We start from the raw sequence: 12776 nt of genomic DNA, 5'->3' as shown, positions 1-12776 counted from the left end.
CCGAACCGCTCGACCCGCGCTCGGTACGCGGGGGAAACGCTTTCGGCCTGCGCGACGGTGACTCGACCATGACTCTCGAGGACTTCACCGAGTACACGGACGAGGGCGGCGGCGACGGCGACGCGACGGAGTCCGACGGCAGGGACGGCGACGGCGGGAGGGACGTCCCGGCCGAGTCCGCCGACGGGACCGCCCCGGCCACCGAGTCCGCCGACGGGACCGCCCCGGCCACCGAGTCCGACGGCGGTTCGGCGGGCGGGACGGCGGACGCCGGGGGAGACGACGTCGCCGTCTACGACGTCGACCCCGCCGGAAGCGACGCCGGGCTCGGCGTCGTCTCGGTCTCACAGGGGCTCCGCGTGTCGGAGGAGGACGACGACACGGCGCTGAAGGCGTTCGTCACCACCGGCAACCGCGACGCGGTGCGGCTGGGGAAGTACCTCGTGGTCCCGTACCCGGACGGCGAGCGGCTCTTCTCGCGGATCACGGCCCTGGAGTACGCCCAGGAGTTCCAGTCGGACGACGCCACCGAGATCCACGCCCGACGACAGATGCGACGCGACGACTTCGCGGAGCGCGACTACAAGTTCATGGCCGAACTCGAGCCCATGTCGGTCGTGTACGACGACGCCGACGGACTGCGCCGCCGGATGACCGACCGGGTGCCGAAACCGGGCGCGGTCGTCGAGGAGGCCGCGGACGACGCGGAGATCAAGACGGGGCTGAAGATCCCCGAAGAGGGCGTCTTCCTCGGCCACCTCTCGGTCGGTGGCGAGAAGGTGAGAACCGCCGCCGAACCCCCGACGGTCGATTACCGGATCACGGACGACTACGTCGACGGCGACCCGCTCGCGTTCAGACACACGCTCGTCGCCGGCGGGACCGGCTCGGGCAAGACCCACGCCTCGAAGAACGTACTCCGGCAGTACCTCGATCCCGACCGGACGTACCCGATGGACGACGGCCGGGAGGCCCGGATGGCCGTGGTCCAGTTCGACCCGCAGGACGAGTACGCCCAGATGCACGACGACAACCCCGCGATGGACTCGGCGACGGCCCGACGGTACGAACGCGAGGGGATCGCCCACGGCGGCCACGACGACACGGTCGCGCTGGTGCCGAGCGTCCCGAACGCGACGTACCCCGGCGAGGGTCACCGCGCCGAGCAGGTCGAGTTCACGATCCCGTTCTCGATGGTCGACGAGTACGACATGCCGTGGCTCGTCGCCGGCTCCGGGCTCAACGAGAACCAGTACCCGGCGCTTTTGACCCTCCTCAACCGCTTCTTCGCCGACCACGGCGAGGCCGGGACCTACCGGCAGTTCCTCTCGTACCTCGACGACCCGGCGCTCAAGGCCGAGCTCGACGAGTCCGGACGCGTCCACGAGAAGACGTTCGAGGCGGTCATGCGTCGGGTTCACGGCGTCCCCGGCGGCGTCTTCGACGGCGACGCCAAACCCATCACCGAACTCGACCACACCCTCGTGCGTTCGGGCGGGCTCAGCGTCGTCCCGACCTACCACCTCCCGACCTCGAGACAGAAGGAGATCGTCGTGCTCGCGGTCTCGACGATGCTCGTCGGGGACAAGCTCTCGAACGACCCGCGAAGCGACCGGATCAAGGAGACCCCGCTCCTCATCGGGATGGACGAGGCGCACAACTTCCTCGCGGACGCCGACAACGTCCAGGCGCGCAAGGTGCTCGACACGTTCACCGAGGCGGCCAAACAGGGCAGAAAGGAGCGGCTCGGCCTCTTCCTCATCACGCAGGACCCCCAGGACGTCGCCGAGTCCGTCTTCAAACAGGTGAACACCAAGGTCGTGTTGAACCTCGGCGACGAGGACGCGATAGCGAGCGTGAACATCCCCTCGACGCTCGCGGGGAAGGTCCCGTACATGGAGAAGGGGCAGATGGTGGTCTACTCGCCCGACAACTCCGAACCCGTCGAGCTGATCGGGTTGTCGACGTGCGTCACCCGTCACGGCGACTGACCTGCGGTTCCGGATCGACCCGATTTTCCACCGCGGTGAAACCGCCGACGCGTTTTTTACACGACTGTGAGAACCCTCACGTATGACCGAACGGATCCTCGTAGCGGTCGACGGCTCGGAGGAGGCGGCCGAAGCGCTTCAGTTCGCGGCCGAGGAGTGGCCGGACGCTCACTTGACGGCGCTTCACGTGATAAACCCGGCAGACTCGACGACGGGCGCGGACGGAGGGTTCCCGGGCGCGGTCGACCAGTGGTACGAGAGCGCGAGGAAACGGGGCGAGCGGATCCTCGCTGACGCGACCGACCGCGTCGACCGGGAGGTCGAGACGCGCCTGGAGGTCGGCCGGCCGACAGCGACGATCCTCGACGTCGCGGGCGGCGAGAACCCGATCGGTGAGGACGAGGACGCCGAGCCGTTCGATCACGTCGTGCTCGCGAGCCGCGGGCGGACGGGGCTCTCGCGGGTCCTCCTCGGGAGCGTCGCCGAGGGAGTCGTCCGGCGCGCGGAGGTCCCGGTGACCGTCGTGCGGTGAGCTACGGCGGCCCGTCGTCGTCACCGGCGCGTTCCGCGGCGACGACCGTCCCGAGCATGGCCCACCCGTCCTCGTCGGGGCCGGACCGGCCGAGGAGCACCCGCTCGTGGTCCTCCGAGGTGACGAGCCGGAAGGCGGCGTCGACGTCCGCGTCGATCCGGACGCCCTCGCCGCGGAACTCCCGCTGGAAGAACTCCGTCGAGGAGAACTCGTACACTCCGGTTTCGCCGGAGTCGAGCTCGAGACGGATCGGGTCGGGCTGAACGTTGTGGATCCGCTTGGCGATCGGGTGGAGATCTGGCATGCTCGAGCGTTCGTCGGGTCGCATTAAAAACCCGATGAGGGTGGCGTCGAACCGTCCAGCCGTCGGGGTTCTCCCCGGTGGCGGGGTACCACCGCAGGTCGACCGCGCTACCGAAAGGGTAAAAACCGGAACATCCCATACAGTAGGCATTGTGACCGCGTTCTCGACCGGAATCTCGACAGGGGGGTCATCGATCCGTGAGTGACGCCGACGTCTCGAACGTCGTCCTCGTCACGGTCGACTCGCTCCGTGCGGACGCGGTCGGAGCGTACGACGGGACCCGACACACGCCCGTCATCGACTCGCTCGCCGACCGGGGGACCGTCTTCGATCACGCTTTCGCGACGGGCAACTGGACCCCCTTCTCGTTCCCGTCGATCCTGGCGTCGAAGGACGTGTTCACCGGCACCGGGGACATCGGCGTCGAGGATACGGCGACGCTGGCCGAGACGGCCTCGGACGCCGACCTCTCGACCGCCGGGTTCAACGCTGCGAACGGGTTTCTCACCTCCCACTGGGGATACGACGACGGCTTCGACGAGTTCGACCCGTTCGTCGCCAGCGTCGGGTCGAGCATCTACAACCGGTACCTCGCGACCCACCCGACCGTCGAGGCGTGGATCCAGCTTGCAGCGTCGCCGCTTCGACGCGCGGGGTCGTGGATCCGCGGCGAGACCGACGACCGGCCGTTCCTCGACACGTCCCGGATGTTCGACGTCGAACACGCCGCGACGGACTTCATCGAGGAAACCGACGGCCCGTTCTTCCTCTGGATCCACTACATGGACGCACACACTCCGTACGTCCCGGCACCGAGGTACATCCGCGAGGTGTCCTCGAACTGGCTGGGGACCCACCGGATGCTCCACGCACACACCCGAACCGGCCTCGGCTTAGAGGTCGACGACCGGACCCTCGAGGAGCTCCGGACGCTGTATCAAGCGGCCGTCAGGCAGATCGACGCCAGTGTCGGCAGGGTCCTCGAGACGCTCTCGGCGACGGGGGTCGGCGACGACACGGCGGTCGTCCTCGCGGGCGACCACGGCGAGGAGTTCCAGGAACACGGCCATCTCGCACACTACCCGAAGCTGTACGACGAGCTGATCCACGTCCCGTTCGTCGTCGACGTCCCCGGATCGGCGGGACGGCGAGTCGACCGACAAGTCGGCCTCGATGCGATCCCGCCGACCGTGACCGCCCTGTTGGGCGTCGACGCCCCGGCGGAGTGGACGGGGTCGAGCCTCGCCCCGACCGTGCTCTCCGGTGAGGAGCCGGCGGACGAACCCGTGGTCTCGGTCACCGTCCGCGACGAGGACGTGACCGCACAGCCGATCCCCCGCTCGCTCGACGACGGCGAGCTGTACGTCAGCGTTCGCGACCGGGAGTGGACTTACATCGAGAACGTCGACGCCGGGACGACCGAGCTGTACCACCGGCCGTCCGACCCGCTTCAGGCGACCGATCGCTCGGCGGACCCGTCCGAAGAGGAGCGGGCGGTGGTCGACCGGTTCGCCCCGCTCGCCGAGGCACACGCCGAGGCGGTCCGCGCCGGCGGGACGAACGGCGACGACGGGGACGCCGACGGGTCGGTAGACGAGGACCTCAACGCTCGTCTAGAGGCGCTAGGCTACCGATAGATGGTCCGGTCGTTCCTGCGCGGCCTCGTGGACGGGCCGCTCGCCGTCCAGCTACGGCGCTTCGTCATGGTCGGGATCGCCGCGGCGGCGATCCAGATGGCGCTGTTGTGGCTGTTCGTCGACGTCGGCGGCGTGAACTACCTGCTCGGTGCGACCGTCGCGATCGAGTTCACGATCGTCTTCTCGTACGTCCTCAACAACGCCTGGACCTTCCACGCCTCACAACACACCGGCCGGGGCGACTACTTTTCGGGACTGGTAAAGACCAATCTGGTTCGCGGGACCGCGATCCCGATCCAGCTCGGCGTCCTCTTCGCGCTCGTCGAGTGGGTCGGCCTGTTGTACCTCGTCGCGAACGCGGTCGCGATCTTCCTCAGCGGGCTCTATCGATACGTCCTCGACGCTCGATGGACGTGGAGTGACGCGTGACTACCGTGACGTCGGTCGGGTTGCTCGTTCCCTTGGCCCTCGACGGGACGCTCACTGCCCTCTGGAACGTCGAGTCGCTCGTCGAGTCGGCCACGGGCTGGCCCGGGATGGGGATCGTCTTCGTGTACTCGTTCCTGATCGCGTTCGTGCTCCCCGGGCCGAGCGAGGTCGTGCTCGTCGCCCCGATCGACCTCGGGCTCCCGCCGTGGGCGCACCTCGGTAGCATCATGCTCGTCAGCGCGACGGGGAAGGCGCTCGGTAGCCTGTTCGCGTTCCACATCGGCCAAGAGGTCAAACGCTCCGGTCCGGTCACCCGGTGGCTCCGGCGCTCGCGGTGGGACGTCATGGAGTGGTCCGAGAAACGCTCGGTCGAACTCGCTCAGCGGTACGGCTACGGCGGCCTCGCCGTCGCGCTGTCGGTACCCTTCTTTCCCGACACCATCTCGATATACGCGTTCGCGGTCCTCGAACGCGACTACACCCGATTTGCCGTGGCTACGTTCCTCGGGAGCCTCGGCCGGCTCGTCGTCACGGTCGTGTTCGTCGGCGGGCTGTTTGCGGTGTTTTGATCGGGGACCGCACGGGAACCCCGAGTCGATCCGATCGTACAGAAGGGACACACCACCGCAGAGACGCAAGGCGGGCGTCTCGGGGCGTGATCCCGCGGTTCACGTCAGTGTTCTGGGAGCGTCGCGCGCGAGACGGGTGGACAGCTCGGGTGCCGTTGTGGACGGGGAGGAAGGACGCGACACCGGCCACCCATGGTAATTCGGCTTAATTCGGTGTGAAAGGCGCTCAAACGCATGAATCCGAGTTCACGTTTTCCCCCTCTTATGTACCTTGCCGTCCGAGCGGTGAGCGTAATGAACGCGAGACGACTCGTCGCGATCGCGGTCGCAACGACGGTCTTGATCGGCGGGGTGTCGGCAGTCGGTGCCGCCTCCGGCCGACGGGATCGAAGTCGAGGACGAGGACGGATACGCATAGTGTCCGGAGTGTGAGCCCCGCATGAACCGAAAACACGCCGTCGGCGTGCTCGTCGTGGTCGCGCTCGCCGCGGCGATCGGTGTGATGGCGTACACCGGTGCGGGTCCCGCCCCCGGCGGCGATTCGGGCGAGCCCATCGAGGACTTCCCCACGGAGGAGTCGGGAGAGGACGACGGGTCCGAAGACGACGACGGGTCCGAAGACGACGACGGGTCCGAAGACGACGACGGGTCGGGGACCGAGCCGTCGACCGACACGGAGCCGTTCACGTTCACGATAGACGATATCGAGGAGTGCGGGACGACCTGTCGGGACGTCACCGCGACGCTGAACAACGAACGGAACGAGACCGCGACCGGTGTCACGACGTACGTCCGGATATTCGCCGGCGAGAACAACACCGACACGGACGACGTCGTCTGGGAGGGGACGGTGGACGTCGGCACGCTCGAGGCCGGCGCGTCCCACACGACGACCGAGCGCGTCGAACTCTCCCTGCAGGAAGCACGGCAGATCGATCGGAACGACGGCTGGATAACCATCCAAACCACCGTCGAATCGGACGACACGACCGTCACGTTCCGAGACAGCGAACGGGTGGCTTGAGCTCTCCCGGACGGTCCGGGAAGCGACCGGAAGTCCCGTGGTCTGGCGACACGCTCGACACGCCGATGGCGCGTCCGGTGAGCGGTCGATCCGGACCGCCGGAACGTATTTGTCGGTCGATCCCGGCCTTCGGTCATGGACCTCCACGTCGATCACGTCACGGTCGCGGGGCGGGACTTGGACGCCCTCGTCGACGCGTTCGAGGCGGCCGGGTTTCCGGTCGAATACGGCGGTCGCCACTCGAACGGCGTCACACACATGGCGATCGTCGGGTTCCGGGACGGGAGCTACCTCGAACTCATCTCGACGCTGGAGCCGGACGCCGACTCGCCGTGGTGGGACGGCCCAATCCACGGGGACGGCGGCCCGTGTGCGTGGGCAGTCAGGGCCGACGACATCACAGCTACGAGCGCCGACCTCCGCGACCGCGGGATACGGGTCGACGGTCCCACGGGCTACGAGCGGACGCGCGAGGACGACACGCTCGTCGAGTGGGACCTCACGTACCTGGGCGGGGGTGACCCGGGGGCGACGCTCCCGTTCCTCATCGAGGACCGAACCCCACGGGAACGCCGGGTCCGGCCGACCGGCGACCTGGCGTCGTCGCCGATACTCGGCGTCGACACGGTCGTGCTCGGGGTCGCCGATCTCAATGCCGCGATCGACCGGTTCGAGGTCGCGTTCGGGCTGGCGGACCCGAAGCGAGGCGAGAGCCCGGGACTCGACGCCGCGGTCGCGACGTACCCCGGCACACCGGTCGCGCTGGCGGAACCGCGCGGGGAGGGGTGGCTCGCCGACCGACTCGACGCGTTCGGCCCGCGACCGGCCGCGTTCCTGCTCGGGTACGAGGGCGAGGAACCGGCGTTCCCCGACCTCGAAACCGGGTCGCTCGGGGATCGCCCCGTCGCGTGGTCGTCGGTGACGTCGCCCGTCGACAGACGATATCTCGGGTTCGTCGGGCCGGACTCGTAGGGAACGAGGAGGGACGTTAGCGGGAACTGTTTTCGCTTTTTTGTCCGGATCTTCCGTTAGTGTGGCGTCGAAACCGACAAACCGCTGTGGGTACGTGAACACTCTTGTCCGGCCTGTGGCTTCGAGGTGGATAGAGACGCAAATGCGGCGTGGAACATTCTTTCTCGCGGACTCACCGATCTAGGAGTGGGTCACTCCGAAGAAACGCCTGTGGAGACTGCACTCCCTGTGGACACTGTGGTTGTGTCTGTAAAGCGCGTCATTGAATCAGGAAGCCCCTGCCTCAAGGAGCCGCCGAAGGCGGCGAGTAGGCAGGGGTAGTTCACAACGCGTCTGCTAGTAGTACGGTTGTTTCGTGAGAGATCGGCTTGATCGAAACGATATCGTTGCTGGCGAGGTGAACACGTCCAAAGCCCCAGTCGCTCGGTTCTACAGGGTGGCGAGCGCGATTTCGGTGAACGCGTCCAAAGCCCCAGTCACGAGGCAGGCGCACGCTCGTTGTCGTTCGAAAGGCGCGCATGCGCGCCTTTCGTGATGACGAGACGCCTCTGGCGTCTCGAACCACGCTCCTCAGTCGCTCGCGTTACTCGCTCCCTGCGGTGTCGCCGGCGCTTCGCGCCGGCTGCCCGTGGCGCGTAGCGCCACGCTGCTTACGTCGCCTGCGCCCGCCTCGCGACTGCCCCTTTGAGTCCCACCCGACCGCACCGCAACCGCACCTCACGCCTCCCCAGCCTCGTCGACCGGCCTCCGCGTTGCTCCGGCCGGCCGACTCCCTCGCGGGCTCCTCGCGCCCGTCGGGCGCTCGGAGGCGCGCCACCGCGATCGCTCGTTCTTTCATCTGTACTGAATGATTCCCGATCGGGTGTGAGGAGCCTGTTATCATTCAATCGGTTGGATCGGTGAAAAATCCGCAGGGATCCGCGAGGACGAAAACACGTATCACCTCGGACGACGAGCGCCCACCATGCGCGCGGCAGTCCTTCGCGAATACGGCGAGGAGTTGGCGATCCGAGACCTCCCGGAACCGGAGCCGGGACCGGACGACGCGCTCGTTCGCGTCGACGCCTGCGGCGTCTGTCGCAGCGACTGGCATGCCTGGAAGGGCCACGGCGAGTGGGCCGACGACCAGGTCCCCCGCGGCCAGGTGCTCGGCCACGAGCCCGCGGGCGAGGTCGTCGCCGTCGGCGACGCGGTCGATCGGTTCGCTCCTGGCGACCGCGTCGTGGTACCCTTCTCGTTGGGCGACGGCACGTGCCCGCACTGTCGGCGCGGCCACGGGAACGTCTGTGCGGACGGGAGCGCTCTCGGATTCGAACCCGACGCGCCCGGCGCGTTCGCCGAGCGGGTCGCCGTTCCCCGCGCCGACTACAACCTCGTCGAGCGCCCGGCGTGGCTACCCGCCCGCGACGCCGCGGCGCTCGGCTGCCGATACATGACGGCCTACCACGCGCTGGTCGAGCGGGCCGGCGTCGGCGGCGGCGACCGGGTGGCCGTCCACGGCTGTGGCGGCGTCGGGCTCTCGGCCGTTCAGATCGCCGCCGCGGTCGGCGCGCGGGTCGTCGCGGTCGACGTCGACGCCGACGCGCTCTCGCGGGCCGACGCGCTCGGGGCCGCCGAGACGGTGGTACCCGAGGACGTGGACGCAGTCCCTGAACACGTCCGGTCGCTGACCGACGGCGGCGTCGACGTCTCGGTCGACGCGCTGGGGATCGCCGAGACGTGCCGTAACTCCGTCCGTTCGGTCCGTCCGCGCGGGACGCACGTCCAGGTCGGGCTGACCACGGAGGCCGAACGCGGCGAGGTGTCGCTACCGACCGACTGGATGACCCGCTGGGAGGTGTCGTTCCTCGGCGCGCGCGGGATGCCGCCGACGAACTACGCGGACCTCTTCGCGCTCGTGGAGGCGACCGGGATCGACCCCGGCGCGCTCGTGACGCGGGAGCTCGAACTCGCCGAGGTCTCCGACCGGCTCGCCGCGATGGACGACTACGACGTTCGGGGGGTCGAGGTCGTCACCGAGTTTTGAACATAACAGTGTGAAACAACCGGTCATACAGGTGAAGCAACGATCGAACCGGTGTGCTGGCGTCGCCGGCGCTTCGTGCCGGCTTCAAGCGAGAGCGAAGCTCTCGCCCTGCGCCGGTGAGCGGGTGCGATAGGACCCGCGAACCGACCGCGAGGTCGCCGGCGACGAAGCCGTGAGCCCTCGCGACTGGGGCTTTGGCGGTGTTCACCGCGCCAGCAACGATCTCGTTCTACCCACCCCGATCTCTAACGAAACAACCGTCGTATAAGCATCCGATCCAGAACGCCTCCCTTGCTGAGAGTTTCGACGGGTCCGTCTCGTTCTAGTCGCCGCCGATCGGTGTCGAGCGACCGGTCGGCTCCTCGACATCCCGAATCATCCACGCCGCACCCAGAGCGAGCGCGAGCGCGAGCACGAGCGCGACGAGGTTCACCTGCCGCCAGAGCGGTGACATGTACACCAGGTCGCGGCCGAGAAGCAGGGTCACGACGAGCGCCCCCATCGATCCGGCCGCGAGCCGACGAACCGTCCGCGCGGTCGAGGTCGCGACCCCGGCCGCGGTCCCGTCCATCGCCTCGGTCGCGACGACGAGGGTCGCGACGAGCCCGAGGTGTGCGCTCAGCCCCGCGATGTAGAAGGCGGCCTGTCCGCCCGGGGAGTAGGTGAGGAGCGGAACCACCCGCGAGAACAGGGCGCTCGCGAGGATCCCGCCGACCGCGACGCCGACTGCGATCCGGAGGAGCGAGGCGGAGCCGGGACGCTCGCCGCCCCACATCGTCGTCAGCCCGAGTAGCGTGAAGATGGACAACGCGACGATCAGATGGGCGGCGTGCGTCGACACCGTGTACCCGCCGGGAACCAGCCCGCCGATCGTGACGGTGATCGCGCCGACCGCGATCTGGACGGGGAGGATCGCGACCGCGAGCGTCGCTGCGAGCCGGGTCCGCCGGTCGAACGACCCGAGCCAGCTCCACCCGGCCACGCCGAGGATCAGGAAGCCGGTGACCATGGCCCACACGCGATGGAACCACTCGATGAAGTCGGGGTTGATCGTCAACGCGGGGATGAGCTGATCCGAACAGAGCGGCCACTGGGCCTGACACGCCAGTCCGGAGCCCGTCGCCGCGGTGTAGACCCCGATCGCGAAGAGCGTCAGCGTCATCCCCGTCGTCGCCGCCGCGTACCGCCGGAACGTCAGCCACGCGGGCCGAAGACTCATTGTCGGGGATCAGGCTCGCGTATACTTAGACCGTTCGACCGGTCCGGTAAACCGGGAACGCCGGGTCGCGATCCTCCGGGGTCAACCGGAGAGCTGATCCCGTGCGCGCCGTGCCTTCGCGGACATCTCCGCGTTGCCCTCGACGTCCGCGAGCGTTTCGACGGCCTCCAGCTTCCGGACCGCGTCGTCGAGGAACGACCGCACGTCGCCGGCGTACGCGTACACCATGTAGTCGTCGGTCATCACGTCGACTATCGCGCCGGGACCGAGCCCCTGTGCGCGAAGCTCCAGGATGTACCGGATGAACTTCCGCTCGGCACAGCCGCAGTAGGGGTTCGATTGGCAGTCGCAGTCGAGGAAGTCCTCGGCGAAGTCGAGGATCCGGTCGCGGGTGGTCGAGTCCAGCTTCGAGAGCCCGTCGCCGGTGAAGAGCATGTCCAGCGTCGCGCCCGCGAACGCGCCCTTGGGGACGTTCGTCTCCAGTTGGGAGGCGAGCTGCCGGTGGTTCTTCACGTATATCTTGTCGGTGAACGCCACGGCTTGCCGGCCGTAGGCCGTCTGGGCCCAAAAGGTGCGCGGTACCCGCGGAGGGCGCGTTCGCCCGGCGGTGTTCAGATAAGGATTGAAAGGTGAGGCGGTGAGTTTTCAAAGTGATCTATGCCCGAAAACGACCGCCTCAACGGCTGTTTAGACGAGATCAACTTAGAGTTTGTGGAGCGAGAGGCAACACCGAAACTGTTGATGAAGCTCAGTATTCAGCTACATTTGTCTGGATTATCGCTTTCGAATACTGTTTCGTTTCTTGAAGTATTTGGTGTTAATCGGGTTCGATCCACTGTTCATAACTGGGTTCACAAGGCCGATCTACAGCCGGAATCCGGTCGGAGTCCGAATCACGTTGCGGTCGATGAAACGGTGATTCAGCTTGACGATGAACAGTATTGGCTGTACGCTGCCGTCGATCCCGACTCAAACGATTTACTCCACACAAAGCTTGAACCGACAAGAACGAACGTGATCGCAGATCAGTTTTTCGCAGAGCTCCGCGAAAAACACGACGTGGATGACGCGATATTTCTCGTTGATGGCGCGGTTCCACTTCACCGAGCTTGTGACAAACATGACCTCGATTTCAGATACGAACGACATGGAAATCGAAACAGCGTCGAACGTGTCTTTCGTGAGGTAAAACGCAGAACTACCAGTTTTTCAAACTGTTTTAGCAACGCTGAAGCAGAAACCGCTAACGAGTGGTTGAGATCGTTCGCCTTCGCATGGAATCAGCTTATCTGAACACTACCGTTCGCCCGGGCCGTGCGCTTAAACAGCCGCGACGCCAACTTCCGGGCGAATGGCCGAGCAGCCCTCCAGGGAGGATCGAACGGTCGGGACCGCGGGATCCGGAGGTACCGGAGGCCCCACGGACTCCGACGACGACCTCGCCACCGTCGATCCCGACGACGACCTCGCCACCGTCGATCCCGACGCCACCGTCGACGAAGAACTCAAGCGTCGGCTCCGGCAGGCGTACCTCAACGACGAGGAGGACGCGCTCGTCGTGACCGGAGTCCGGCTGGAGGTCGACGAGGTCGTCGTCGAAACCCGACCACCACACGGCGAGACGACGCATCTCGAACGGTTCGACGCGCCACAGCACGGCTCGCTCGAGGAGTGTACGTCGTTCCTCGCGTTTCTCGAAGCCGCGGGCGTCTCCCCGCTCGACCTCGACGACCTCGTGGGTGCGCGCGTGCCCGCGGCGTTCGATCCCGAGACGGGATGGCGGATAGCGAGGAGGGCCGATCGGCCCGGGGCGGGTGGCGCCCCCGGAGGTGGCGTGGACCTCGACGACGAGGTCGGTGCAGACCTCGGCGTCGGGGGTTCCGACACCGGTCCGTCCGGTCGGCGTCCCGTCCGATCGACGTGGGTGGCGACGGTAGAGTGGCTCCGCGAGTACGGTGCCTGGGTGATCGCGGTCCTGCTGGTCGGCGGGGAGCTACTCTTCATCGCGCTGATCGTCGTCCTGTTCGCGTGAGCCGGAGTCGGCGGTCGCGTCGAGGCGATTTCTCGAGGTGT

Annotated in this window: 13 protein-coding genes and 1 pseudogene; 11 read left to right on the top strand and 3 right to left on the bottom strand. The window is 67.3% G+C overall.

Translation table 11 applies throughout. The features are described from left to right. Positions 1-68 precede the first annotated feature (68 nt). Positions 69-1991: an ATP-binding protein gene (locus DQW50_RS00690; RefSeq protein WP_112077406.1), complete on the top strand. Its 1923-nt coding sequence runs from the start codon at positions 69-71 to the stop codon at positions 1989-1991. A gap of 82 nt (positions 1992-2073) precedes the next feature. Then, positions 2074-2523, top strand: a complete 450-nt coding sequence (locus DQW50_RS00685; protein WP_112077405.1) for a universal stress protein — start codon at positions 2074-2076, stop codon at positions 2521-2523. A 1-nt stretch (position 2524) separates the two neighbouring features. On the opposite strand, the gene DQW50_RS00680 is transcribed toward DQW50_RS00685, so the two are convergent. Then, the gene (locus DQW50_RS00680) at positions 2525-2827 is read right to left on the bottom strand and encodes a transcriptional regulator (protein ID WP_112077404.1); all 303 of its coding nucleotides are present in this window, start codon (positions 2825-2827) and stop codon (positions 2525-2527) included. Between the two features lie 197 nt (positions 2828-3024). Between DQW50_RS00680 and DQW50_RS00675 the strand changes: the two genes are divergently transcribed. The 7 genes and pseudogenes from DQW50_RS00675 to DQW50_RS00645 all read left to right on the top strand — a co-directional run bounded on the left by DQW50_RS00675 (position 3025) and on the right by DQW50_RS00645 (position 9484). Then, the gene (locus tag DQW50_RS00675; protein ID WP_112077403.1) at positions 3025-4464 is read left to right on the top strand and encodes a sulfatase; all 1440 of its coding nucleotides are present in this window, start codon (positions 3025-3027) and stop codon (positions 4462-4464) included. Beyond that, positions 4465-4893, top strand: coding sequence for a GtrA family protein (locus DQW50_RS00670; RefSeq protein WP_112077402.1), 429 nt, complete (start codon positions 4465-4467; stop codon positions 4891-4893). 107 nt (positions 4894-5000) lie between these two features. Next, the gene (locus DQW50_RS00665) at positions 5001-5462 is read left to right on the top strand and encodes a YqaA family protein (RefSeq protein ID WP_112077605.1); all 462 of its coding nucleotides are present in this window, start codon (positions 5001-5003) and stop codon (positions 5460-5462) included. Between the two features lie 439 nt (positions 5463-5901). Further along, entirely contained in the window at positions 5902-6486 is a 585-nt protein-coding gene (locus DQW50_RS00660) for a hypothetical protein (protein ID WP_112077401.1), read from the top strand. Positions 6487-6621: 135 nt separating this feature from the next. Continuing rightward, positions 6622-7458: a VOC family protein gene (locus tag DQW50_RS00655; protein ID WP_112077400.1), complete on the top strand. Its 837-nt coding sequence runs from the start codon at positions 6622-6624 to the stop codon at positions 7456-7458. A gap of 60 nt (positions 7459-7518) precedes the next feature. Beyond that, a pseudogene (locus tag DQW50_RS00650) lies at positions 7519-7779 on the top strand (zinc ribbon domain-containing protein); the annotation flags it as partial. A 643-nt stretch (positions 7780-8422) separates the two neighbouring features. Continuing rightward, the gene (locus tag DQW50_RS00645; protein WP_112077399.1) at positions 8423-9484 is read left to right on the top strand and encodes an alcohol dehydrogenase catalytic domain-containing protein; all 1062 of its coding nucleotides are present in this window, start codon (positions 8423-8425) and stop codon (positions 9482-9484) included. Between the two features lie 322 nt (positions 9485-9806). Here the strand turns inward: DQW50_RS00645 and DQW50_RS00640 are convergent, their stop codons facing one another. After that, the gene (locus tag DQW50_RS00640; protein WP_321169389.1) at positions 9807-10703 is read right to left on the bottom strand and encodes a COX15/CtaA family protein; all 897 of its coding nucleotides are present in this window, start codon (positions 10701-10703) and stop codon (positions 9807-9809) included. Between the two features lie 81 nt (positions 10704-10784). Further along, positions 10785-11240 carry a DUF5814 domain-containing protein gene (locus DQW50_RS00635; RefSeq protein WP_112077398.1) on the bottom strand — a complete coding sequence of 152 codons (456 nt, stop codon included), beginning with the start codon at positions 11238-11240 and terminating at the stop codon, positions 10785-10787. A gap of 120 nt (positions 11241-11360) precedes the next feature. Here DQW50_RS00635 and DQW50_RS00630 point away from each other — a divergent pair, with 120 nt between their 5' ends. Then, entirely contained in the window at positions 11361-11996 is a 636-nt protein-coding gene (locus DQW50_RS00630) for an IS6 family transposase (protein ID WP_112077397.1), read from the top strand. A gap of 58 nt (positions 11997-12054) precedes the next feature. Further along, positions 12055-12735, top strand: coding sequence for a hypothetical protein (locus tag DQW50_RS00625; RefSeq protein WP_112077396.1), 681 nt, complete (start codon positions 12055-12057; stop codon positions 12733-12735). Positions 12736-12776 lie beyond the last annotated feature (41 nt).

The organism is Halorubrum sp. 48-1-W, assembly GCF_003287355.1.
Lineage (GTDB): Archaea > Halobacteriota > Halobacteria > Halobacteriales > Haloferacaceae > Halorubrum.
This window is presented reverse-complemented; position numbering and strand designations above follow the sequence as displayed.